We start from the raw sequence: 23,780 nt of genomic DNA, 5'->3' as shown, positions 1-23,780 counted from the left end.
ATGACTGACGCGAGGAATGGATCAAACCCCTCCAATGGATACCACGACACGTCGGCGGAGCAGGCCCGACACGTGCGGCCGCCGCGCCTTGACGGGCTAGTGGCCGCGGGAATCGAACCGGTTGGCGAGGTGCCGCTGGAGCTTCAACACAACGTGCTCCTCACCAGCGTCGACCGCGTGGTCAAGTGGGCGCGGAAATCATCCCTCTGGCCTGTGGCCTTCGGGCTCGCCTGTTGCGCCATCGAGATGATGGCCGCGGGGACGGCGCGCTTCGACATCTCCCGCTTTGGCGCGGAGGTCTTTCGCCCTTCACCCCGCCAGGCAGATCTCATGATCGTCGCGGGCACGGTAACAACGAGGATGGCCCCGGCGGTGCGGCGAATCTATGACCAAATGGCTGAGCCAAAGTACGTCATTGCCATGGGAACGTGCACGATCGCCGGCGGACCCTTCCAGGGCTCGTACAGTACCGTACCGGGGATCGACAACTTCGTTCCCGTCGACGTGCACGTGCCGGGTTGCCCGCCGCGGCCGGACGCCCTGCTGTGGGGCATCATGAAGCTGCAGGAAAAGATCGAAAATCAGCGGACGAGCGGCTAAGGAATGGAGGAGCAGGCATCCGCGTCGGCCCCGACACCGGTCGAGGTGGCAACGTCGCGTCTGAATGCACTCCTCGCCTCGCTCTCCATCGAGACATCCATCGAACCAGTGCACGGCTACCTCGAGTGCACGGTCCCCGCCGATCGTCTCGAAGACGTCGCGCTCAGGCTGCGGGATGATCTCGGTTACGCGTACCTGTCGATGGTCACGGCCGTCGACTACCCGGACCAGCTCGTCGTGATCTACCTCGCCTTTTCGCTGGAGCACCCCAACGGTGTCATGTTGAAAGCGAGCCTCCCGAGAGAGGGCATCCCCGATTGTCCGTCGCTCACGAAGGTCTGGCCGGGAGCCGAGTTCCAGGAGCGCGAAGTCTACGATCTGATGGGCATCAACTTCGTTGGACACCCGGACTTGCGGCGCATCCTCACCGACGACGACTTTCCCGGGCACCCCCTCCGCAAAGACTTCTCCATCGAGCCGGACTACGTTCTGATGCGGCATCTGCGGTTCGGCGCCGAGGGGCAGCTCGCACCAAACGACGCGACCCGCGGACGGGGCGAATGACGGGGCTGGGTTGCCCCGCGGATCTGCCCATCTGTAACCCATTTCAGTATTTGCATCAGCTCGTCGCCGCCATTCTGGGTGCGATTCTGCCGGAGCCCATCCTCACCATCCTGGTGACGGCGCTCTCCATCGGGATGGTCACCACCCTCGTGGCTATTATCGTCATGAGCCAGGTGTGGGCCGAGCGACGCGTCGTGGGCTTCATGCAGGGGCGGCTTGGGCCCAACCGCGTTGGGCCGGCGGGGCTCCTCCAATCAGTCGCCGACGCGGTGAAGCTGCTCGCCAAAGAGATCATCATCCCCTATCAAGCCGATCGGGGCCCGTTTCTCCTGGCGCCGCTGCTCGTCCTCGTGCCCTCCCTGATCGTTTGGTCGGTCATTCCCTGGGGCCCCGGGCTCAGCGTCACCGACCTGAACGTCGGCGTGCTGTTCGTGCTGGCTATGGGCGCATTTCCGACCATCGGCATCCTGACGGCCGGCTGGTCGTCGGGGAATAAGTACGCGGTACTTGGGGGCATGCGAGCCGCCGCCCAATTGATCAGCTACGAGATCCCCATGGTGCTGATCGTCATGGTGCCCGTGATCATCGCCGGCTCGATGTCGCTGGGCGGGATCGTGCAGGCGCAATCCGTCGCGTGGTTCGTCTTCTTCTTGCCCGTCGGACCCATTGCCCTGCTTCTCTTTCTGATCGCGGGGATCGCCGAAGTAAACCGATCACCCTTCGACCTCCCTGAGGCCGAGTCAGAGATCGTGGCCGGCTTTCACACCGAGTACAGCGGAATGGCGTTCGCGCTCTTCTTCCTCGCCGAGTACGCGAATACCTTCGCCGTCTCCGCCATGGCCACCGTGCTCTTCTTCGGCGGGTGGACGGGCCCGGTCCTGCCACCATTTCTCTGGTTCTTCATCAAGGCCTACGTCGTGTTCCTCGCACTCGTGTGGGTTCGGGCGACGCTGCCGCGCATGCGCTACGACCAGCTCATGCGCGTAGCGTGGAAAGTCGCGCTCCCGGTCGCGCTCCTCACCGTCGGCGCGACCGCCGCGGAGGTAAGCTTGCGGGCGATGGCCGCCTGATGCCGACCGAACTTCTGGTCGCGGGCGGCTTCTACACCTTCGCCGTTCTCGCGATTCTTGGCTCGATCGCCTTGATCCTGTCGCGGGTCATCTTTCGAAGCGCGCTCTCCTTGACCCTCGTGCTCGCCAGCGTGGCGGGCGCCTACGTCGTTCTGGGAGCGGACTTCCTCGCGGTCGTTCAGATCCTCGTCTACGTGGGGGCGATCATGGTCCTCATCATCTTTGGGATCATGCTGACCCCGCAGCAGGTCGTCTTAGAAACGGCGCGCGATCCGGGTAAAGCGGTCGCGGGCGTGGCGGTTGCCGCGGCGGTGTTCGTCGTCACGACCGGCGTGCTCCTCGGTAGCACGTGGCCGCGCTCGAACCCCACGCCCGTCGACATGCCGACGACCGCGATCCTCGGCGAGGGTCTGCTGACAACCTTTGGCCTGCCCTTCGAGCTGGCGTCGATCCTGCTGCTGCTGGCCATGATCGGGGCGATCGTGATCGCCCGCGAGGAGTAGCGATGCCGACCGCGCTGCCTCCGCTGTATCCCATCACGCTCCAGCACGGTCTGGTGCTGGGCGCCGCACTCTTTTCCCTGGGGATGATTGGCGCCCTAACGAAGCGGAACGCGATTGAGATCCTTATGTCAATTGAAGTCATGCTGAACGGCGTGATGGTCACCTTCATCTCGTTTGCACGCCATGCTCAGGGCCCGGCGCTTGGCGGCCAGATCTTCGCGATCTTTATCATGACCGTCGCCGCGGCGGAAGCGGCGGTTGGCCTCGCGATCGTGATCGCCGTGTACCGCTTGCGGCGCAGCGTCGCGGTCGACACGGTCAATAGCTTGCAGGGATAGGGGCTGAGGATGGCCGAAGTGGCATGGGCGATCCCTCTGTGTCCGCTCGTGGCCTTCGTCATCATCTCCCTCGGGGCGCGACGCTCTCCGGGCTTCAGCGCAGCGCTCAGCATCGTCGCCGTCGCGGTCTCGCTTGTCCTGGCCGTGGGGGTGATCGCGGATGTCCTGGCCGGCGGCCACGTCGAGCAGAGCCGCGTGTGGATTCCGGCGCCGGCCATCGCCGGACCCATTGTTCCGCTGAATGCGGCGGCGCTGCAGTCCGGCGCCGCGCCCCAGCCGTTTTCGATCGGCTTCCAGGTCGACGCCCTTACGGCCGTGATGCTGCTCGTCGTAACGTCGATAAGCTTCGTCGTGCAGATCTATTCCCTGGGCTACATGCGCGGGGACTCCGGTTTCGCGCGCTACTACGCGTTTCTGTCTCTCTTCAGCATGTCGATGCTGGGGCTGGTGCTCGCCAATAACTTCCTGGCGCTCTTCGTGTTCTGGGAGCTGGTCGGGCTCTGCTCCTACTTGTTGATCGGCCACTGGCACGAGCGCCCGGCGGCCGCGGAGGCAGCCAAGAAGGCCTTTATCGTCACGCGCGCCGGCGACGTGGGACTCCTTCTCGGCGTCCTTTTTCTGTATTGGCACGCGGGCACCTTCGCATTTGGGGACATCGCCCAGATGGCTGCGGACGGCCGGATTCCAGCGGGCGCGCTGACTGTCGGGATCCTGCTGGTCTTCTGCGGAGCCGTCGGGAAGTCGGCCCAGTTTCCCCTTCACGTGTGGCTGCCCGACGCAATGGAGGGCCCGACTCCGGTGAGCGCCCTGATCCACGCCGCGACAATGGTGGCCGCCGGCGTCTACCTGATGGCCCGGACGTTTCCGATCCTCGAGCATTCCTCGACCGCGATGGCGGTCGTGGCGACGATCGGCGGGTTCACCGCGTTCTTCGCCGCGACAATGGGTCTCGTATCGACCGACATCAAGCGGGTCCTCGCCTACTCCACCGTGAGCCAACTCGGATACATGATGCTCGCCATCGGGATCGGGGCGATGTCGGCCGGGGTGTTCCACCTCTTCAACCATGCGTTCTTCAAGGCCCTGCTCTTCCTCTGCGCCGGCAGCGTGATCCACCTGGTGGAGACCAACGAGATGTTCGAGATGGGAGGCCTCGGTCGACGCCTCCCCCTCACCACGATTACGATGACCATCGCTGCTCTGTCGCTCGCGGGACTTCCACCGCTCAGCGGCTTCTGGAGCAAAGACGAGATCCTCGGGGCGGCGCTTGCCGGCCATCCGATTCTGTTTGTCCTCGCCCTCGCCACGGTAGGAATGACCGCGTTCTACATGTTTCGGGTCATCTTTCTCACCTTCAGCGGGAGCTTCCGCGGCACCGGGCACGTCGAGTCGCACGGCGAGCCGATCAGCATGGCCCTATCGCTCGTGATCCTCGTCATCCCGAGTATCATCAGCGGCTTCTGGGGCATGCCCTTTGCCGGCAACCCTTTCGGGAGGTTGGTCAGTGGCTCCGCCGAATCGACCGGGTTTCACCCGGTCGTCGCGACGTCGTCAGTCATCGTGGCGCTGCTCGGGATTGGGATCGCGTGGGTCATGTACGGCGGGGGACGAATCGAGGCCGGCGCGGGGCTCTCTGCGCGCATCGCGCCCCTCCATCAACTCCTGATCCGTCGGTACTACCTGGACGACCTGTACGAATGGCTTGTGGCGCGCGTTTTCCTCGGGATCGGGCGCCTCGCGGCGACCTTCGACGCGGAGGTCATCGACGGCGCGGTGAATGGCACCGGCGCGCTCACGGTACTGATTGGGGGCTCACTCCGACGGATCCAGACCGGCCAGGTCCAGACCTACGCTTGGGCGCTGTTCGCGGGGATCCTCGTCCTCGCGGTGCTCCTCGCGGGCCTGCGGTTGGAGCGATGATGGAGCGCTCATGACACTCCAATCCGACGCGCTGAGCCCGCTGCTCAACTTGGCCATCTGGCTGCCACTTGCAGGCGCGGTCCTCATCGCCGTTTTGCCGCGAGGCGCTGAAGGATCCGCCCGGTGGGTCGCCGTCTTCGTCTCCGGCGCGGTCCTGCTCTTCGCCGTTGCGCTGTTCTGGAACATTGGATTCGCCGCGCCCGCCCTCGCCGGTGCCTCAACCGCTGGTACGCTCGCTCCACACCTGGTCACGACCGTCGGCTGGATCCCCGCCCTGAACGTCCACTACGCGGTTGGGCTGGACGGTCTGAGCGCCCCGATGTTTCTCCTGAACGCCCTCCTCGTCCTGCTCGCCGTGCTCATCTCCTGGAATACCACACTCCGGCCTCGCGCCTATTTCGGGCTCGTCCTCGTCCTCGAGACGGCCGTGAGTGGGGTTTTTTCGTCGCTGGACCTCTTCCTGTTCTTCCTGTTCTGGGAGATGGAATTGGTACCCATGTTTCTCCTGATCGGCATCTGGGGGGGCGACCGGCGGGAATACGCCGCCATGAAGTTCATTCTCTACACCGTGGCAGGCAGCGCCTTCATGCTGGTCGGGATCTTCGTCCTGTACCTTTCCGCGCCTGCCCCGTCGTTCGATCTCGTCTATTTGTCGGCGCAACACTACGCCCCGGTCGCGCAAACGGCCGCGTGGCTCCTGTTCTTCCTCGGGTTCGCTGTGAAGATCCCGATCTTTCCGTTTCATACATGGCTGCCGGATGCGCACACCGAGGCCCCCACCGCGATGAGCGTGCTCCTGGCCGGCGTTCTTCTGAAGATGGGCGCCTACGGGCTCCTCCGCGTCAACGTCGGCGTCCTCCCGGACGCGACGCGCGCATTCGCGTTCGCGCTCGCCGTCCTCGCAGTGATCAACATCTTCTACGGCGCCCTCGTCGCGATGGTGCAGTCAGACCTCAAACGGGTCATCGCGAATTCCAGCATCTCCCACATGGGCTACGTGGTCCTCGGCGCCTCCGCCCTCACGCCCATCGGGCTGGAAGGCGCGGTGTTCCAGATGTTCACCCACGGAACGATCACGGGGCTGCTGTTCATGATGGTGGGGCTCGTCTACGATCGCACGCACACGCGCGTCATTGGGCACCTGGGTGGGCTGGCCGCGCGCATGCCCAACATCGCAGTCATCTTCGTCGTCGCGGCGCTCGCGTCGCTCGGGCTACCCGGGCTGAGCGGGTTCATCGCCGAATTTCTCGTCTTCACCGGTAGCTTCCCCCGGTGGGGCATTGGGACCGTTATCGCCGTTGCCACGATCGCGGTCACGGCCGGGTATATGTTGTGGCTCGTCGAGCGCGTCTTCTGGGGGCCGCAAAAGGGCGAGTGGCAGCATCTCGGCGACGCGTCCGGACGCGAGCTGGTAACGATCAGCGCGCTCGTCTTCGTCATCCTGCTCGTCGGCCTCTTTCCGGGACTGCTTGGCTCGATGATCACCACGGCGGTGGCGCCCATTGCCGCGCGATACTAGCCCCTTTGCCGTCGGGGCCGACGCGGAAGGAGGAGCGAGGTGGGGGTAAGCCTCGAAACCCTGGCCCCCGAGATCATCCTGATCCTTGCCGCGGCGGTGGTCATCCTGGGCGACGCCTTTGCCCCGCGAAACCTCCCGCGCAATACCGTTCTCTCCATTGCCGGGATCGGCCTCCTCGCCTCCGCCATCTCCGCGGTGCCTTTGCTCTCCGTACAGCTTTTGACGTTCAACGGAAGCATCGCGGTCGACTCGTTCGCCGTCTACTTCAAGCTGCTCCTCATCGCCGCGACGGCGCTCGTCCTCCTGGCATCAACGTCGTTCCTGGACGAGGGCCCGCGCTACCGGGCCGAATTCGTTGGACTCTTGCTGCTCGCCACGTCGGCGCTCATGTTCATGGCTGCCGCCGCGGACCTCATTACCGCGTACATCTCCATCGAGATGTCGAGCCTCTCCATCGCGTTCCTCTCCGCCTGGCGCAAACGCGACCTGCGATCGACCGAGGCAGGTCTGAAATACTTCCTCCTGAGCGCCCTCTCGTCTGCGATCATGCTCTACGGCATGGCCATCGTGTACGGCCTGACCGGTCAGCTCCAGTTCGCCGCCATTGCCCGCGCGCTCGGATCGACCCCGAGCGGCGCGCTGCTCCTCGGCCTTACCATGCTGTTGGCAGGTTTCGGCTTCAAGATCTCCGCCGTACCGTTTCAGATGTGGACACCGGATGTGTACGAGGGCGCGCCAACGTTGGTGACGGCGTTCCTCTCGGTTGCCTCTAAGTCCGCAGGCTTCGCCGTCGCCATTCGCGTCCTCTCGACCGCCCTTCCGTCGGCCCAACGCGACTGGGCGCTCCTCGTCGCGCTCCTCGCCATCGCGTCGATGACGGTCGGCAACGTCATCGCCCTCGTGCAGTCCAATATGAAGAGAATGCTCGCCTACTCGAGCATCGCGCAGGCGGGCTACATCCTCGTTGGCGTGGCGGCAGCCACCCCCCGGGGCGTATCAGCCGTCCTCTTCTATCTCATCGCCTACACGGCGACGAACCTGGCAGCCTTCATCGCACTGATCGAAGTCGCGCGCCTGACCGGCTCGGAGCGGATCGCCGACATGCGCGGGCTGCATCAGCGCGCGCCCGGACTCGCATTCGCACTTGCCGTGAGCCTATTCTCCCTCGCGGGCTTGCCGCCCTTTGTCGGATTTTTCGGCAAGCTCTACGTATTCTGGGCGGCCGCGGAGAGCGGGCTCCTCTGGCTCGTTCTCATCGCCGTCGTCAACTCCGCCATCTCCCTCTACTACTACGCGCAGGTCGTTCACGACATCTATCTGCTCCCCCCGCCCGTTGCCGTCGCCGAAGTCGAGCAGCCAGCCAGACCCACACCGGCCATCGTGTCGCTTGCCCTCGCCGTGGCTGGGGTACTGGTTCTCGGGATCGTCTCCGGCTCCTTCCTGGCCGCTCAGAATGTGGCAGCGGTAGCCCTCGCGAGGTAGAATCGCCGCGAAGTGATGGACATTGCCCGCGGTCGCCTTGTCCAGGAGCGTTGGTTCAGCCTCATTCGATGGCTCCTCGCCCTGGGCTTCTTTCTTCAAATCCGCCCTGAGACCGAGCTCCCGCGCTTCGTCGAAGCGAACGCAGGGGTCCTCCTCGTCGCCTTTGTCGTCTACACCCTCATCGTCACGATCGCCGCCGCGACTCGGACGGCATGGACACCCGGGCTCGCCTACACCACTGCGGCGCTGGACGCGCTGTTCGCCGCGGCAGTGGCAGCGCAGTGGTCCGAGCTGGTGCTCAACCCCGGCCTCGTCGGTGTCGGCGCCGCCGCGGTCGGGATAGGCGCGCGTCGATTTCCCATCTACGACACGTTCGGATACGCGCTCCTCATCGAGCTGGCGATGCTGGCCGCACACTTTGCGATCTATCACCACGTTGCGATGGGCCAATTCGATATGCTGGTGGTGACCAGCTTTGCGATGCTACCTGTGCTCGCTCGCGCCGTGACGTTATCCCCAAATCCGGACGAAGAGGGGGCGCAGGTACGCGAGCTCGCGGGGAAGGCGTCGAACGCGCTCCTCGCGCTCCCCTCGGAGAACCAATCGACCGCGGACGAGCTGTTTCCACCCGCCGCGTCGGCCCTGGCAACCTATTCGGATTCCCAGCTCGCAGGCGTGGTCATCCAGACATCGGAAGACCAAGTAGACCTCTACACCGTCTCGGATGGCCAGGATACGAAGGAGCGCCTCGCCGTGCCGGCCCCAGATCAGCTCGCGGCTCGCCTGCTCGCCATCTCCCAGCCGACGGTCCTCACCCGGCGCGACGATCTGACGACGCGCGGCTTGCCAGATCAATATCCCACGCGGCTCGACAGCCTTGTCGCCACACCTCTCCGCAGCCTCTCCAATCGGGGCGCGACGCTGTTTGCCGCCAACAAGAAGGGCGGCGTGTACCTTCCCGAGGATCAGATCCTGGCAGCGATCCTGGGAAGCGAGGTCTCTCGGCTCAAGCTCGCCCACGACTTCGCCGTCGATACGTCGCAGGCGCTGCTTGCGGCCGCGGATGCGCTCCTCGCCGCGGCGGACGCCAAGCGGCCGGGGAGCAAGGCTCAAGCCGAGGAATCGGCGCGGTTCGCCATCGCCATCGCCCGCGAGCTCGGATGGAGTGACAAGGCGCTCGAGGAGCTGGGCCTGGCAGCGCTCCTCCACGACGTCGGAGAGATCGCCGTCCCGGACGCGCTGCTCGACAAGGCCGACCAGCTCACGCCCGAAGAGTTCGAAATCGTCAAGCAGCATCCGCGCATTGCTGCCCGAATCATCGATCCGCTCAACCGCTCCAAGGTCGTTCTCGACGCGATCTACGCGCATCACGAGCGGTGGGACGGCCGCGGGTATCCATCCGGCCTCACGGCCGAGGAGATCCCCGAGGGGGCGCGGATCCTCTCCCTGGCGCACGCGATGGACGCGATGCTCAGCCCCAGACCCTACCGACCTCCAATCGCGCCGGCCGACGCCCTGCAAGAGTTGATTCTGGGATCCGGCACGCAGTTCGACCCATCGGCGGTTCAGGCCTTCCTCGCCGTGCTGAAGCGTGAGGGGGAGGCGTTCCTTCAGCGCCGCGAAACGTCAGGGGCGATCAGCTAGTGGCTGTTGCCATCGCGTCGCAGGATCCCGGCAAGCGGACGCGCACCAATCGCCGATCGCCTCGCCGTAGTCTCGCGCGGAGTGAAGCGCTGCGAATCCGCTGAGCCGGGCATCGGGCACACCCTTGCCGAAGAGCAGCGCCTTGATCCCACCCAGTTCCCGCCGATCTGACAAAATCGATAGGGCGCGGCGGTGCGCCCAGGCGTGGGCGCGGCGCTCCGTGCGCGAGGCCAGGATTCGCTCCACCGTTGGCAACCCGAGCCGCGCCAGGAGCGCCGACTGCGTCGTCGCGGCCAGCAGCCGCGCGCCCCGCGCTTCCGCGGCACGCGTGATCGCGGAAAGGTCGACGTGAGCCGTGATGTCTTGTCCCCCCGGCAGATCGAGCGGATCCTCGCTCATAACCTGGTAGCGGTAGCAGCGAAGGGTCCCACGCGGATGGCGCGCCCCATACAGGAGATCCGCCGGCTCCCCATAATCGAACAACAGGTGATAGCCGCGGGAGACCAGCCCTTGGGCCGCGCCGAGCCAGGCCGGGGCAGACAGGCTCACCTCCGCCTCGTGTCCGTCTTCGAGCCGGCCACCCCCAGCGCGAATCTGGTCGAAGATCTCCGGCACGGACAGCGGCCCCTCGACGTCGACCAGTCGACCGCCATCGATCCCGACGTAGCGCTCGCGCAGGCTTGCGCCTCGCATGACGACGCGATGGAAGGGCAGCGCGTCCAGGAACTCGTTCGCGAACACGCATCCCGCGCCGAGCGGGCTGACATCATCGAGAGAAGATTCGATCCACTCGACCCTCGACCGCCATCGCGCCAGAACCCGCGCCTGTTTCTCGCGCAGACAGCTGCTGCGCTCAACAAGGGCGAGATGGACGGCCGCGGCGAACGGCGGAAAACAGCGCTCAATGGCGTCGAGCGCGTCGCGGGCGAAGCGCCCCGAGCCCGGACCCAGCTCGATGAGCCAGAAGGGTCTCGGACGCTCCAGCGCTTCCCACATCTCGAAGAGCTGCGCGGCGATGAGCCCTGAGAAGGCTGGGTGGATCTCGGGGCTCGTGAGAAAGTCGGCGTCGCGCCCAGGCCCCGCCCTGCGTCCTGCGTAGTACCCCACGGCCGGGTCGTAGAGCGCCAGCTCCATGAATCGCGCAAAGGAGATCGGACCCAGCCGCGCGATCTCCCCCACGACGAGAGATGTGGCCGATCCCGCCGAAGACGCCATCCGCGAGGACGATTGCCGCGTGGGCCGAAGGCTCATTCGCGATCGTTCACGACCTACGGGTCGCGGCGTAGAGCTCGAGCACGCGCCGGGCCCGTTCGACGATTGGGCGGTCGACGAGCTGTCCGCCCAGCGCCACCGCGCCGGCGCCGGTCGCTTCGGCCTCCTCGAATGCGTCAACGACGCGACGCGCGTACGCCGCGTCCGCTTCAGTCGGGGTGAAAACCTCGTTGATCACGTCGATCTGACCGGGGTGGAAGGTTGACTTGCCCGAGAAGCCCAATCTGCGAGCCTGGATTGCGTCCGCGCGAAGGCCCTGCTCGTCGTGGAAATCGGGCCACACGCCATCGATCGCCTGCACGTGGGCGCTCGCCGCCGCCACGACGACGGCGGACCGGGCGTACAGCAGCTCGCGCGCCTCTCCCTCGCGGTTCGTCGGGAGGCCCAGATCCAGCCCGAAGTCTTCCGCCCCGAACATCAGACCCACCATGCGTGGGCAAGCCGCAGCGATGGCGGGCGCGTTCAGCAGTCCCCGAGCGCTCTCGATCGCCGCGACGATGCCGACCGAGCCGCGCGCGAGCCCTGCGCCGACCTCATGCTCGTCCAGGTATCGCTCTACCACGCGCACGTCCTCCGCGGTCTCGACCTTCGGCAGCACCAGGCCTTCCAGCCCCTCGCGCACGACCGCCTCGAGATCGGCCTGCATGTTCTCCGTTCCGATGGCGTTGATGCGGACCCAGCGCCGCGGCCCGCCCGGCGGCTGGCCGAGGACGGACGGCAGAAGCGCGCGCCCCTCCGCCTTTCGAGCGTGCGGAACGCCATCTTCGAGATCGAACATCGCGACGTCGAGGTTTCGCAGGCCGAGAGCCTTGCTGGTCATCTTTTCGCTGTTCCCCGGTACGAACATGAAGGATCGCAGCAGCTCCAATTTCCGCTCCTCTTCTGGTCTTCGGCGGGCCCTCTTTTCTTTGGCGCCAGACTGCGCCAGCAGGTACACGCCTCCTCCGACGGACCGGCCCTCAGTACGTTCTCGGCATGTCCAACACGTGCTGCCCAATGAATGCCAGCACGAGGTTGTTGTTGATGGGCGCAGTCATAAAGAGCCGAGTCTCTCGGAATTTGCGCTCGACGTCGAACTCGGAGGCGAATCCGTAGCCGCCGTGCGCGTCCAGGGTGGCATTGGCCGCCTGCCACGCGGCCTGGCTCGCGAGGAGCTTTGCCATGTTCGCCTCAGCGCCGCACCGTTGGCCGGAATCGAACAGCCACGCCGCTTTGAATCGCATCAGGTCGGCTGCTTCGATCTGCGCGTACGCTTGCGCAATGGGAAACTGCACGCCCTGGTTTGCCCCAATGGGCTTTCCGAACACAACTCGCTCGCTGGTGTAGCGCGCGGCGCGGTCTGTGAACCAGCGGCCGTCGCCGATCGCCTCCGACGCGACCAGGATGCGCTCGGCATTCCACCCATCGATGATGTAGCGAAACCCCCGCCCCTCTTCGCCGACCAGATTCTCGGCGGGCACCTCCAGATCCTGGAAATAGAGCTGGGTCGTGTGATGGTTGATCATCATGTCGAGCGGGCGTATGGTGAGCTGGTCCTTCGGTGCAGCGCGGAGATCGACAAGGAAAACGCTCAACCCCTGCGTCTTGTCTGTCAGCTCGCTGTACGGCGTCGTGCGGGCCAGCAGAAGCATCAGATCGGAATGCTCGACACGCGAGATGAACACCTTCTGCCCGTTGATGACGTAGCGGTCGCCATGGCGTACCGCGGTCGTCTCGAGGCGGGTCGTCTCGGACCCCGCGTTCGGCTCGGTCACCGCGAAGGCCTGGAGGCGCAATCTTCCATCGGCGACATCGGGAAGATACCGGCGCTTTTGCTCTTCGGATCCATGGCGAAGCAGCGTTCCCATCACGTACATCTGCGCGTGGGCGGTCGCGGAGTTCCCACCAGAGCGGTTGATCTCTTCCAGGATGATCGAGGCTTCCGTGATGCCAACGCCTGAGCCGCCATACTCGGGGGGGATGAGACACCCGAGCCAGCCGCCCTCGGTCAACGCTCGAACGAACTCGTCCGGGTAGGCGTGGTTCTTGTCCAGCGCGCGCCAGTACGCGTCCGGGAAATCCGCACACAGCTCGCGGATCGCGGACCGAATCGACCGGTGCTCCTCACTCGCGGAGAAGTCCACGGCTAGCTCCTGGGCTCGGGAAACGCGCTGGCGCTCGGCGCGTGGGCGCGCTTCCATACCATCACGCTGCGTGTATATTCGATCACGACGGTCCCATCTTGCTTGATCCCACGCGTCCGAAACTTCACGATGCCCCACTGAGGCCGTGACTTCGACTCGCGCGCCTCGACGACTTCGCTCTCTGAATAAACGGTCTCCCCTTCGAACAACGGGTTTGGCAGATCGATCTTGTCCCAGCCGAGCGCAAATCCGTTCTCGCTCGTGTCGGCCACGCCGAGCCCCGCGACGATGGCTAGCGTCAGGGCACTATTCACCAATGGCCGCCCGAACTCTGTGCGCTCCGCGTAATGCTGGTTGAAGTGAATTTGATTGGTGTTATTGGTCAGCAGCGTGAACCAAATGTTGTCCGCCTGGGTCACCGTACGTCCGATGCGGGATCGGTACACGTCGCCGACGGCGAAATCCTCGAAATAGCGCCCCTGCCAGCCAGGTTTGAGGGTCACGGCTCGACCTCGCTTCGCATCTCGCGCCCCATTATCTCAGGAGTCCGCGGATGCGTGCCGATCTCAGGCCACGCCAGGTTGGCCAGCGATCAATCGGATCTCGCCCAGACCCGGCATTGCGGCCTCTCGCACGCATGGGCTAGGATTCGCGCGAAGCCCGCCGTTCCTCCAGAATCGCATAGCACGCGGCCCGCACCCCGTCATGATGCCGATGCCCGCTCCTGTTTTGGAGGTCTCCATGACCAAAGCCGCGATTCAGCGCTACGTCCGACCGCTGTCAGAGGTCCGCACGATCATGCTCGAGCGCGCGCGGGAGCAACGAAATCCGTTCGACTACACAGAACCGGGCGAAGTCGCGCGCATCTTCGACGGCTTGACCTCGCTCGACCGGGAGGAATGGGCGGCCGCCTTCAGTCGTGCGGCGGCCCCGCACGTCGAGGAAGCGGCGAAGGCTGAAGCAGCCGGGGACGTCGATCGCGCCCGAGCGGCGCACCTTCGCGCATACGGATACTACCGCGTCGCCCGGTATCCGGCGCCCAACTCGCCCGCTAAGCGCGAGGCGTATCGCCGATCACAGGAGCACTACCTCGCGGCCGGTCGGCTCCTGGACCCTCCCATTGAGCGCGTCGAGATGCCATTCCACGGACGTGCTGAGGAGGGGAGCCACGTTGTGGGATTGCTTCGTCGGCCGCGAGCTGACGCCCGACTCCCCGTGCTCATCAACTTCGGCGGGATCGACTCGTTCAAAGAGGAGCGTCGGGCCGACCCCTTTCTCGCCGCCGGCCTTGCAGTGCTGGCAGTCGATATGCCCGGCGTCGCCGATGCGCCGGTCGCCGGATCCGAGGACGCGGAGCGAATGTTCGACGCGGTCTTCGACTGGATCGCGACGCGTCGAGATCTGGACGACGGCCGTGTTGGGGTGATCGGTGGCAGCACGGGCGGGTACTGGGCGGCGAAGCTCGCCCACACCCACAAAGAACGGCTGTGCGCAGTCGTGAACCAGGGCGGCTGCGCGCACTTCGCCTTCTTGCCCGACTGGGTCGAGAAGTCGCAGCACGGAGAGTACCCGTTCGAGCTGGCGGAGACGCTGGCGTGTGCCTTCGGGCTCTCCACGTTCGACGACTGGGTCGAAAATGCGCCGAGGTTCTCCCTCCTCACCCAGGCGGTTCTTGATCGTCCATGCGCGCCGCTTCTGTGCGTCAACGGCATTCACGATTCCGTCTTTCCCATCGCCGACCACTATCTGCTGCTCCAGCACGGCGACCCCAAGAGCGCGCGTTTCTTCGACGTCGGACATATGGGGCACACGCCGCAGACGACGCCCATCATCGTGAATTGGCTGAGCGCCAGGCTTCGAGGTTAACGATGAATTTCGACGTGGAGTTCGACTCAGGCGCGTTTTATCCTGCCGTGGGGGCGGTGGAGCTTGCGCAAATGGCCGAGGACCGCGGCTTCGGCGCTGTCTGGAAGGGGGAATCCAACAGCACCGATCCCCTCGTCTTGCTGTCGGCCATGGCGGCCAAGACTCGTTCTATTAAGCTGGGAACCGCCATCTATCACATCTTCGGCCGGTCGCCTGTGACCCTCGGGATTCAGGCAGCCACGCTGAACGACCTGTCGGACGGGCGTCTGCTCCTCGGACTTGGGGTCGCGAACCAGCCGATCGCGTCCTGGCACAGTGGAACGTTCGATAAGCCGATCCGCCGAATCCGGGAATACGCCGACATCGTTCGCCAGGTAGCGACCGGCGAGCGCGTCGAGTACGCGGGCGAGATCTACCGTGCTTCGTCGTTCAAGCTGTCGTGGCGACCGAGCCACCCGAAGGTTCCGATCCTGTTCGCCGGTCTCGGCGAACAGATGACGCGGCTGGCAGGACGCCACGCCGATGGCGTCGTGGTGAATATGGCGAACCCGCCGATGATCCGGGAGATCGTGAAACGGGTGAGCCAGGGGGCTCGGGACGCGAATCGGGACCCCGAGCAGCTCGAGTACGTGATCAAAGTGCGCGTGTGCATGAACCCCGACCGCGACAAGGCGAAGGCGAAGCTCAAGCAGGTGCTCACCTTCTACATGCTGGCCGGCGCCGAGGGCGAAGGGTACAACGCGCTGTTCGCATCGATGGGATTTGGCGCCGAAGCGCGCGCGGTTCGCGAGGCGTATGAGCGCGGTGGATTCCGCGCCGGCCAGGCCGCCATTCCCGACGCGATGCTCGACGGTGACGCGACGCGGCCTCCCGTGCCCATGGTTGCCGCCACGACCATCGAAGAGGTGCGCGATCGGCTCCAGCCCTACCTGGAAGCCGGTGCCACGCGGCTTGTCATCCCCTACGTCCCAACGACCGAGGACGCCGTGGGGGAATCGCGGCGATTCCTCGAGAGCTGGCGCTAGAGGCGCTCCAGAAATCGGTCCAGCTCGGCATTGAACCGCTCGGACCGCTCGACAAAAGGGTAATGGCCCGTATCGGCAAACATGATCCGGGCCGACCCCGCAATCGAACGTTCCAGGTACTCCTGAAATTTCGGTGGGGTCCAGCGGTCCTCCTCGCCTGCGACGATCAGCGTGGGCAGCTGAATCTCCCCCAGCCGCCCCATCACGTCGAACCCGCTCGTCGCGAGAAAATCTCCGTAGACGGCACGACCCGTGGCGCGACCGAATCGGGCCCGAAGCCAGTCGCGGACTTCGCGCGGTGCCGTCGGCGACACCGCTTCGTCGAGGGTGACGAGCCGATCGACGATGGCGCTTGGCGGCGAGCTTTCCGCCACCTGGCGGGCCGCCTCGATGAGATCCGGTCGGATGCGGAGCCGAGCGCCAGTCCCGACCAGCACCAGCGCGCTCGCCGCCTCCGGGTGATCGAGGGCCGCGAGGAGGACGGCGGCCCCACCCATCGAGTGCCCGATGAGCGCGGGGCGATCGAAGCCGTGCGCTCGAACGGCAGCGAGGACCTCGCCAACGTACGCTTCGACACTGGTGATCGGCGTCTCGGCGAGCCGGTCCCCATGTCCAGGCAGGTCCAACGCGAGGACTCGGTGCCGCGCGCTGAAGTGCTGGACCTGGCGCTCCCAGACGGCCCCGCTATCCGCCGCTCCGTGGAGGAAGACCATATCCATCAGCGTTCCACCAGCTCGGAAGATAGGGCGAGGCGCCTCCATGGTATGATGCCACCATTCCGCCGAGACACGGGTTCAAACACCGGTGTCTACCGCCCTTCACCGAGGAACTCCACCCATGCGTTACGATCTCGACCTCGATTCGGGCGTCGTGTACCCCGGTACCAGCATGGTCGATCTGGCGAAAGTCGCTGAAGATTGTGGCTTCGACGCCATCTGGAAGGGCGAATCCAACAGCGCCGATCCGATGGTGTCCCTCTCCGCGATGGCCGTGGGCACCCGCACCATCAAGCTCGGCACGGCCGTCTACCACGTGTTCGGTCGAACGCCGGTCACCCTGGGTATTCAGGCTGCGACGTTGAACGACCTCTCCGGCGGACGAGTGCTCATCGGCCTCGGCGTGTCCAACAAGACCATCGCGGCGTGGCACGACGCCACCTTCGACCGGCCCTTGCGCCGGATCCGCGAGTACTCCGACATCGTTCGCCAGGTCGCGCGGGGGGATCGCGTCGAATACGACGGCGACGTCTACACGACCACGCCCTTCAAGCTATCCTGGCGGTCGAGCTACCCCGAGGTCCCCATCTACTTCGCCGGCCTCGGCGAGCAGATGACGCGACTCGCCGGCCGGTACGCCGATGGGATCATGGTCAACATGGCGAACCCATCGATGTTGCGGGAGATATTCGGCCGCGTGCGCGAGAGCGCGGCCGCGGCCGGACGGGACCCATCGACGCTCGAGTACATCGCCAAGGTGCGAGTCTGCTTGCATCCAGATCGGGCCTCGGCCATCGCCAAGCTGAAGGCAGCCCTCGCCTTCTACAACATCGCCGACTTCTACCGCGACCTCATTGGCCAGATGGGATTCGCGCAGGAATCGGCGCACATCCGCGAGGCCTACCGGGAAAGCGGCTTTCGCGCAGCGCAGGCCGCGGTTCCCGACTCTCTTATCGAGGAGCTGCCGACGATCGCCGCGACGACGGTGGACGAGGCTCGCGAGCGCCTCCAGCCCTACCTCGAAACAGGTGTGACACGCCTCATCATTCCGTACGTCGCGGCGTCCGACGACGCCGTCGGAGAGACGCGGCGCTTCCTCGAAAGCTGGGCCATCTAGGAGACGACCGTGGTAGCGGACTTCCGCGCGAACCTGATCGTGGACGACGACGCGATCCTGGAAATCGTCCGCTCGGCGCGCCGAATCGCCGTTCTGGGCATCAAGACTGACGAGCAGGCGGACCAGCCCGCCTTTCGCATCCCGAGCTACCTTGCGTCCGCGGGATTCGAGATCATGCCTGTCCCGGTCTACTATCCCGAGGTCACCACGATTCTCGGCCGAGCCGTGTATCGACGCCTCGTCGACATCCCAGGCGCAGTCGACATCGTCGACGTGTTTCGTCGACCTCAGGACATCGGCCAGCACGTGCCCGACATCCTTGCCAAGGCGCCCAGAGTCGTATGGTTCCAGACCGGCATCCGGAACGATGAGGTCGCCGAAACACTTGCGCGGGCAGGAATCAAGGTGGTGCAGGATCGCTGTTTGATGGTGGAGCACCGCCGGGTTGTTGCGCTGCGAGATCGTACGCTCGCCGTTTAGCCACCGCCCGCGAGGTCTCAGGCGCCGACAGGCTGCCCGTCGTCACCGGCAGGAATGGCGTGCTCCCGCGCGTCGATACCGGGGAAGCGGTTGGCGGCTGGGTCACGAACGACGTGCGGCGGATCCGCGCCCTCGCGAACGTCCTGGATCGCCCCATACACGACGCTACGCATCGCCACGATGCCCCGATCTGAGCCGGCCAGGTTCTCCTGCGTTCGATCGTAGATCGCTCCCTGGCTTTCAGCCAGCATCGTCGTCCAGGCAATGATGTTCGGCTCAGGCATCGACTCGTTTTGCTCGTGGAGGTACTGAGCGATTGCGCTGTGATCGACGCGATAGTCGTTCGTCCGCTCAACACCGTTCCGTCGAGCGTCTTCGTCGCTGAGGTCCCCGTCCCGACGAAAGGCGATGACAAATCGCCAGTGGTGCGTGTCGTCCATGGGCACGTGCCAGTGCACCGAGAAGCCGTCGATTCCCACTCCGGGGACGCAGCACAGACTCGGGAGCATAAAGCTCCGCACTTCGTGAGATATGGCCGCTGGCGATTCCTGCCACGATGAGACGAGGCGGATCCCGAATTCGGTCTCCTCCGGCTCGACCGCGACCTCGTCCTCCAGGTGCTCGTCGGCGAGTTCTGTCGACTGCGTCCTCGATAGGATCCTCCGCAGCGCGATGAGCTGGACCGGATCTACGCTGCCCTCCGCCCCCTGGAGGTAATTGCATTCCTGGACGTACTTGGTGCACCGGCGCTGGCTTTCCGGGACCTGGAAGAACTCGTAGCTCGGCATCAGCGGCGGCTCTCCAGGACCGAGATACGCGAAGATGATTCCAGCGTGCTCCTGGCATGGATACGCCTTGTGCTGAATCTCGTCCTTGAGCGTGCTATCCGGCGGCTCGAGCGGCTGCTCGAGGCACCGACCCGCGTGATTGTAGAGCCAGCCGTGATATCCGCAGCGAAGGCCAGCCTCCTCGACGCTACCGTAGCGGAGGTCCGTGCCCCGATGCGAGCACCAGCGGCCCAAGACGCCCAGCCGCCCCTGGAGATCGCGATAGACGACCAGGTCTTCGCCGAGCAGCCGCGCGGCGACGGGCGGACCGTCGGGCTCCAGCTCCTCCGCCAGCGCGACCGGCTGCCAGTACCGGCGCATGAAGTCGCCACATGGAGTTCCCGGCCCCGTCCGGGTGAGCAGGTCGTTTTCCTCTTTAGTCAGCATCGTTCGTCCTCGAATCAGTCGTCCAACCACATGAGCTTTGCCGGGTTGTCCCGGACCATCATGAAGATCTCGTCCCGACTCATGCCAAAGGCCAGCAGCGCCCGCAGAAAGATGCGCATCCCATCGAGCGAGTTCACGTGCATCACCTGCCCAAAATCTGTGCCGATGATGCAGCGCTCCGGCCCGATCTCCTTCATGGTGCGGATCGTCTCCATCGGGTCGCAAACGGGCTGGTACAAGCTCGGAATCATCGGCTGGCAGTACGTCCCGACATATGCGCCGAGGTCCGCTAGCTGCTTCATCTCATCGAGCAGGAGTTTGTTCAGCTCGAGCAGTGGGTGGTCGAGAACGACCCGGGCGCCGATGTCGCGTGCCGCCCGGACCAGGGGCAATAACTCGGGGTAGTCCGTGTGGCCGAGGCCGATTCCGACGTGGTGCTCGGCCGCCAGCTCCATGATCCGCACGACTTCGGGCAGCACGGTCCCGGTCGTTTCATCGACGAGCCGCACGCCCTCGTGCTCCGGGTGACCCGCCCCCCGCCAAAAGCCGTAGGAGGTGAAAGTGGGGAACCAAATCATCTTGAAGTTCGGATATTGCAGAGCAATGCGGACGGCTTCGGGGTTCATTCCGTGGCACGTGCCCGTGCCGCCGTACACGGTCACTCCCCGCGCCAGATCGTCGGGTCCGAGCGGCTCGCCGCGCGCGGCCTTCGCCTGCCCACGCTCCACCATGGAATCGATGTAGCGCTGGACCAGGTAGGCCGCGTTCGCGCTTACGTTCCAGTGATCTTTAAACGCGACGGCCCGCATGCCGGCTCGGGCCGCGTCGATGGCGACCTCGATCATGTCCTGCGCGCGAAACACGAAATCCGGATAGGCGTGGATGTGGGTGTCGATGGCGCCGACGAGGAGCTCATTCTCGATCCCCGGATGAATCTTCAAGATCTCCGGGTTGTCCTTCAACATCTGATAGAAGTAGTCCTTGGCGTTAAGCTGGCGGACCCGCTCGAGGGTGAGCGTCCGCCCGACCATGATCTGCTCGGCCGCCTCAGCATCCATGAAGAAGTCACACATCCACTGCGTTCCTTTCTGCTCGATTATCGGTTCGGCGAGCCGACTCGCCGCGGACGCGCTCGGTTAGCGGCCTACGCGAGCGCCAGCTCCGGGTAGATCTCCGGCCGGAGAGCGGCGCGCCAGTCTGCGCCGGGCGCGAGGACCCGCTCGATGGCGCGAATGTGGTGGTAGCTGTCCCCTGTTCCCGGCGGGTTTCCGCCAGCGGCCACGGTCCGCACCGCGTCGACCAGAAGGCGACGGGCCGTCACGACCGCCCGATCCGTGGACCCGAGGTGCTCCTGGCTGCGGTCCACGATTCGCCCCATGCTCTCCTGGACTGCATGGTCCTGGGTGTTGATGCCCTCGATGCCGGTAAAGCTATAGGTGCGCTGCTTGGCGCGATCAATGAGCCACGCGTTGTCGCGATTCCGCACCTTTCGAAAATCGGCCGTCTGCTCGCCGCCGGGAAATGTCGGCTGGCGAGATCGACGCTGCTCTTCCGGAATCGGCGTGTCGCCGAAGCTGTAAAACCAGTTGTAGACCATGTGGTTTTCGTCGTCCATCGGCACCCACATGTGCCCATGCACGCGCTTGCCGCTTGGCTCACCCGTCTCCCCTTGGGCAGCCCGTATCTGCGTGAAGGGCATCACGTAGTGATATGTTCGAACGTAGTTCCCCTCGTCGCCGAGGGGACGAATCGATGCATAGAGGAAACCGTAGTCGGTGACGTCGACCTCGAGCTTCGCGGAGATGGACCGCGCACGCAAGCCTGCCAGTCCGCCGCTGTTGGAGCTGCCGGTGAGGGACCGGTGGAGAAATGAGGAGTGGATGCTGTCGATCCCTCCCTCCAGCCCCTGCAGCCAGTTGCACTCCTCCCACGTCTTGTTGACCTGCCGGTGGGTCTCGGGGACCTGCGTCCATTCGAACATGGGCGGAGGCGGCATCGTTTCGCGCGGCCCCATGTAGGTCCAGATGACGCCCCCCATCTCTACGCTGGGATAGGCCTTCGCTTGGATCCGGTGCTTGAAATCCATCTCGACGGGCTCATTCGGCATCTCGACGCACTTGCCGTCCACGTCGAACTTCCAGCCGTGAAACACGCAGCGCAGGCCCTCTTCTTCGTTCCGCCCCAGCCAGAGAGAGGCACACCGGTGGGGGCAAAACTCGCCGAGAATCCCGACCCGTCCGACCGAATCTCGAAAAGCTACCAGGTCTTCCCCGAGCAGCTTCACCTTGACCGGCGGCGAGTCGGGCTCCTCGATCTCCCAGGCCAACAGCGCCGGCATCCAGTAACGGCGCAATACGCCGCCCATCGGCGTACCGGGTCCGGTTCGAATCAGCAGCTCGTTGTCAACCTCGGTCAGCATCGCTCCTCCCGTTCAAGCGCTCGGTCCATGCAGCTTCCTCATTGGCCAAATGGTACCGTCTGGCCCGGAAATCCTGGCGTCGACACTAGAAGGCTGAGACGTACATGCGATTTGGGTCCAGCTCCTCCCGGATCAGCCGCACCTCCTCCTCCGTTGGAGGTGGAGTGAGCGGACAATCCCGCGGGACGTCGATGGGGAACCCGGTGCTGTCGCGAAGGTCCTCGGGCGTGACGCCTGGATGAATCGACAGCACCTTCAGCCGCTTCGACTCGGCGTCGAAGCCGAAGACGGCCTTGTCCGTCAGCACGCGTGAGGGACCGCCGCCCGGCAGTCCTATGCGCGCCCGGCTGTCGCCACCGGACAGAAACCCAGGGCTCGTATTGTGGACCAATCGTTCCACGAGCTTCCGTCGTTCGTGCCGGATGATGATGATGGTGGAGCGCGCATGCGAGGCGATATCGTTCGCGCCGCCCCCGCCGCCAAATCGACGAATGCCGCCGTCGTCTCGGCGGACCTCGCTGCTGTTGTTGTTCCCGAACTGGTCGACCTCGAGCGCTCCAAGGAACCCCACGTCGACCAGGCCTCGATGAAGCATCATCCCCACGACGTCGAGGAAGCTCGTGAAGCACGTCGCCCGGTACCAGTGGCGCGGGTCAGCGTTCCCAACACCCAGCTCCAGCAGGTGCGGGTCCACCAGCCCAATCTCGTTGAGGACCTGGATTCGGGGCGCGTGGGTTCGCTGTGCGAGAGATACAGCGAGCTGCGGGATTCCAAGCCCCGCGAACACAACCTGATCGTCTCGCAGCTCGCGGGACCCGGCCGCCACCATCAGCTCTGATGTCGAGTAGCTGCCCGCTGCTGCCTGGCTCACCGATTCACTCCTATCGCGTCGCTCAGTATCCAAGCAAAGGATCCGCTTTGAGTGCGGAGAGAGCCGCGATCCCGCCTACGCGCTCCAGATATCCAAAGTGATCACCGGTCTTTATGATGAATTCGTCAATATATTCGGCCACGCCCGCGTCGGTTCGGGCTTTGCTGACGTAGTGCTTCAGGTGCTCCTCGTCGTGGTCGTAATACCGATAGAGGGACGTAGGATGGGCGCCGAACGGCAGGTGGACGACCGCCGAGACGTGGAATCCGGGCACGATGGTCAGCTCCGGCTGCTGACGGATCAGGTCCACGGGCACGAGATCCTCGGTTATCACCACCACCTGGCGGGCGGCGCGCGCCGCTTCGGCATTCTCCCATCGGGGACCATACACCCGTGCGTTTCCTTCCGCGTCGGCCATTTGGACCTGAAGCACCGCCACGTCCGGCTGGAGCGCCCGGAGGAGCACGAGGCGCTCGCCGGTGAACGGGTCATCCATCTCCCGCACACTGTCGGGCGCCGTCTCTTCCTCGAGTCGGGTGAGCAGATCGGATCCCAGCATAGAGCGAATCGGCATGTGGGGGATCCCGAGGGCGCCGGCGAGATAACGGAATGACACGGCGAGGCTGCTGTAGTACTCCGCGACGACCTTCTTCTGCTCGTACGCGCGGTTCACGCACTGGATCGGCCCGTATCGGTCGAGCGACCCGCCGCCATAAATGAGCCGGCGCGCGGCGCCAGCGCCTACCAAGAGATCGGCATCGAGGCCCAGAACGCACGCCGAGAGGGTGAGGTCGTGCCGGCCTTGACGGATCAGCTCGTGCGAGAATGCGACGGCATTTCGGGTGCAGGCGAAGCCCGATAGCGCCACGTGGTCTCCGTCGTGTACGAGGCTGGCAGCCTCGGCAAGCGAGACCACTTTGCTCCGCGCCTCATCGCCGCTTCGCTCTGCGCCGTTCATTGGCCCTCCGATCCATCCGCTCGTCCGCGCACTATGCTAGGCGGTTCACGCCCCCGTCGCAAGCACGGCCGCTGAAGCC

At 65.1% G+C, this 23,780-nt stretch carries 23 protein-coding genes; 13 read left to right on the top strand and 10 right to left on the bottom strand.

Annotated features, from left to right (window positions below; genetic code table 11):
- Genes VFC51_14155 through VFC51_14115 form a run of 9 tightly spaced genes read left to right on the top strand, consistent with a single transcriptional unit; the run spans window position 1 to window position 9,640 of the window.
- Window positions 1–600 (top strand): NADH-quinone oxidoreductase subunit B family protein, encoded by a 600-nt coding sequence (locus VFC51_14155; GenBank protein ID HZT08167.1) that lies wholly within the window; start codon window positions 1–3, stop codon window positions 598–600.
- Between the two features lie 3 nt (window positions 601–603).
- Window positions 604–1,164 carry an NADH-quinone oxidoreductase subunit C gene (locus tag VFC51_14150; protein HZT08166.1) on the top strand — a complete coding sequence of 187 codons (561 nt, stop codon included), beginning with the start codon at window positions 604–606 and terminating at the stop codon, window positions 1,162–1,164.
- Complete coding sequence (gene nuoH, locus VFC51_14145; protein HZT08165.1) at window positions 1,161–2,234, top strand: NADH-quinone oxidoreductase subunit NuoH; 1,074 nt, start codon at window positions 1,161–1,163, stop codon at window positions 2,232–2,234. Before VFC51_14150 ends, nuoH begins: the two co-directional genes overlap by 4 nt.
- The gene (locus tag VFC51_14140) at window positions 2,234–2,737 is read left to right on the top strand and encodes an NADH-quinone oxidoreductase subunit J (GenBank protein ID HZT08164.1); all 504 of its coding nucleotides are present in this window, start codon (window positions 2,234–2,236) and stop codon (window positions 2,735–2,737) included. Before nuoH ends, VFC51_14140 begins: the two co-directional genes overlap by 1 nt.
- Before the next feature lie 2 nt (window positions 2,738–2,739).
- Complete coding sequence (gene nuoK, locus VFC51_14135; GenBank protein ID HZT08163.1) at window positions 2,740–3,075, top strand: NADH-quinone oxidoreductase subunit NuoK; 336 nt, start codon at window positions 2,740–2,742, stop codon at window positions 3,073–3,075.
- A gap of 9 nt (window positions 3,076–3,084) precedes the next feature.
- The gene (nuoL, locus tag VFC51_14130; protein ID HZT08162.1) at window positions 3,085–4,995 is read left to right on the top strand and encodes an NADH-quinone oxidoreductase subunit L; all 1,911 of its coding nucleotides are present in this window, start codon (window positions 3,085–3,087) and stop codon (window positions 4,993–4,995) included.
- 10 nt (window positions 4,996–5,005) lie between these two features.
- Complete coding sequence (locus VFC51_14125) at window positions 5,006–6,514, top strand: NuoM family protein (protein HZT08161.1); 1,509 nt, start codon at window positions 5,006–5,008, stop codon at window positions 6,512–6,514.
- A gap of 39 nt (window positions 6,515–6,553) precedes the next feature.
- Complete coding sequence (locus VFC51_14120) at window positions 6,554–7,996, top strand: NADH-quinone oxidoreductase subunit N (protein HZT08160.1); 1,443 nt, start codon at window positions 6,554–6,556, stop codon at window positions 7,994–7,996.
- A 15-nt stretch (window positions 7,997–8,011) separates the two neighbouring features.
- Window positions 8,012–9,640, top strand: coding sequence for an HD domain-containing phosphohydrolase (locus tag VFC51_14115; protein HZT08159.1), 1,629 nt, complete (start codon window positions 8,012–8,014; stop codon window positions 9,638–9,640).
- On the opposite strand, the gene VFC51_14110 is transcribed toward VFC51_14115, so the two are convergent.
- Genes VFC51_14110 through VFC51_14095 form a run of 4 tightly spaced genes read right to left on the bottom strand, consistent with a single transcriptional unit; the run spans window position 9,623 to window position 13,538 of the window.
- Window positions 9,623–10,891, bottom strand: coding sequence for an SAM-dependent methyltransferase (locus tag VFC51_14110; GenBank protein ID HZT08158.1), 1,269 nt, complete (start codon window positions 10,889–10,891; stop codon window positions 9,623–9,625). The two genes, VFC51_14115 and VFC51_14110, sit on opposite strands and share 18 nt — an antisense overlap.
- A gap of 10 nt (window positions 10,892–10,901) precedes the next feature.
- Window positions 10,902–11,849: a CoA ester lyase gene (locus VFC51_14105; protein HZT08157.1), complete on the bottom strand. Its 948-nt coding sequence runs from the start codon at window positions 11,847–11,849 to the stop codon at window positions 10,902–10,904.
- A 22-nt stretch (window positions 11,850–11,871) separates the two neighbouring features.
- The gene (locus VFC51_14100) at window positions 11,872–13,035 is read right to left on the bottom strand and encodes an acyl-CoA dehydrogenase family protein (protein HZT08156.1); all 1,164 of its coding nucleotides are present in this window, start codon (window positions 13,033–13,035) and stop codon (window positions 11,872–11,874) included.
- A gap of 2 nt (window positions 13,036–13,037) precedes the next feature.
- Entirely contained in the window at window positions 13,038–13,538 is a 501-nt protein-coding gene (locus tag VFC51_14095; GenBank protein HZT08155.1) for a MaoC family dehydratase, read from the bottom strand.
- 238 nt (window positions 13,539–13,776) lie between these two features.
- Between VFC51_14095 and VFC51_14090 the strand changes: the two genes are divergently transcribed.
- Both VFC51_14090 and VFC51_14085 read left to right on the top strand, forming a co-directional pair.
- On the top strand, window positions 13,777–14,901 hold the full coding sequence (locus tag VFC51_14090) for an alpha/beta fold hydrolase (GenBank protein HZT08154.1): 1,125 nt from the start codon (window positions 13,777–13,779) through the stop codon (window positions 14,899–14,901).
- 2 nt (window positions 14,902–14,903) lie between these two features.
- Window positions 14,904–15,926, top strand: coding sequence for an LLM class flavin-dependent oxidoreductase (locus VFC51_14085; GenBank protein ID HZT08153.1), 1,023 nt, complete (start codon window positions 14,904–14,906; stop codon window positions 15,924–15,926).
- Here the strand turns inward: VFC51_14085 and VFC51_14080 are convergent.
- Window positions 15,923–16,645 carry an alpha/beta hydrolase gene (locus VFC51_14080; protein HZT08152.1) on the bottom strand — a complete coding sequence of 241 codons (723 nt, stop codon included), beginning with the start codon at window positions 16,643–16,645 and terminating at the stop codon, window positions 15,923–15,925. The genes VFC51_14085 and VFC51_14080 overlap by 4 nt on opposite strands.
- Before the next feature lie 118 nt (window positions 16,646–16,763).
- Here VFC51_14080 and VFC51_14075 point away from each other — a divergent pair, with 118 nt between their 5' ends.
- Window positions 16,764–17,759, top strand: a complete 996-nt coding sequence (locus VFC51_14075) for an LLM class flavin-dependent oxidoreductase (GenBank protein HZT08151.1) — start codon at window positions 16,764–16,766, stop codon at window positions 17,757–17,759.
- Window positions 17,760–17,768: 9 nt separating this feature from the next.
- A complete protein-coding gene (locus tag VFC51_14070; GenBank protein HZT08150.1) occupies window positions 17,769–18,239 on the top strand; it encodes a CoA-binding protein in 471 nt (156 codons plus the stop codon).
- A gap of 17 nt (window positions 18,240–18,256) precedes the next feature.
- On the opposite strand, the gene VFC51_14065 is transcribed toward VFC51_14070, so the two are convergent.
- From VFC51_14065 to VFC51_14045, 5 genes are all read right to left on the bottom strand, one after another.
- Window positions 18,257–19,453, bottom strand: a complete 1,197-nt coding sequence (locus VFC51_14065) for a Rieske 2Fe-2S domain-containing protein (protein ID HZT08149.1) — start codon at window positions 19,451–19,453, stop codon at window positions 18,257–18,259.
- Between the two features lie 14 nt (window positions 19,454–19,467).
- Window positions 19,468–20,526 (bottom strand): DUF6282 family protein, encoded by a 1,059-nt coding sequence (locus VFC51_14060; protein HZT08148.1) that lies wholly within the window; start codon window positions 20,524–20,526, stop codon window positions 19,468–19,470.
- Window positions 20,527–20,597: 71 nt separating this feature from the next.
- Entirely contained in the window at window positions 20,598–21,872 is a 1,275-nt protein-coding gene (locus VFC51_14055; GenBank protein HZT08147.1) for a Rieske 2Fe-2S domain-containing protein, read from the bottom strand.
- Between the two features lie 85 nt (window positions 21,873–21,957).
- Window positions 21,958–22,743 (bottom strand): CoA-transferase, encoded by a 786-nt coding sequence (locus VFC51_14050; GenBank protein ID HZT08146.1) that lies wholly within the window; start codon window positions 22,741–22,743, stop codon window positions 21,958–21,960.
- A gap of 22 nt (window positions 22,744–22,765) precedes the next feature.
- On the bottom strand, window positions 22,766–23,701 hold the full coding sequence (locus VFC51_14045; GenBank protein HZT08145.1) for a CoA-transferase: 936 nt from the start codon (window positions 23,699–23,701) through the stop codon (window positions 22,766–22,768).
- Between the last annotated feature and the right edge of the window lie 79 nt (window positions 23,702–23,780).

Source organism: Chloroflexota bacterium (assembly GCA_035652535.1).
Taxonomy (GTDB): Bacteria; Chloroflexota; UBA6077; order UBA6077; family SHYK01; genus DASRDP01.
The sequence above is the reverse complement of the archived record's forward strand: the minus strand, read 5'-3'. Positions and strand labels throughout refer to the sequence as shown.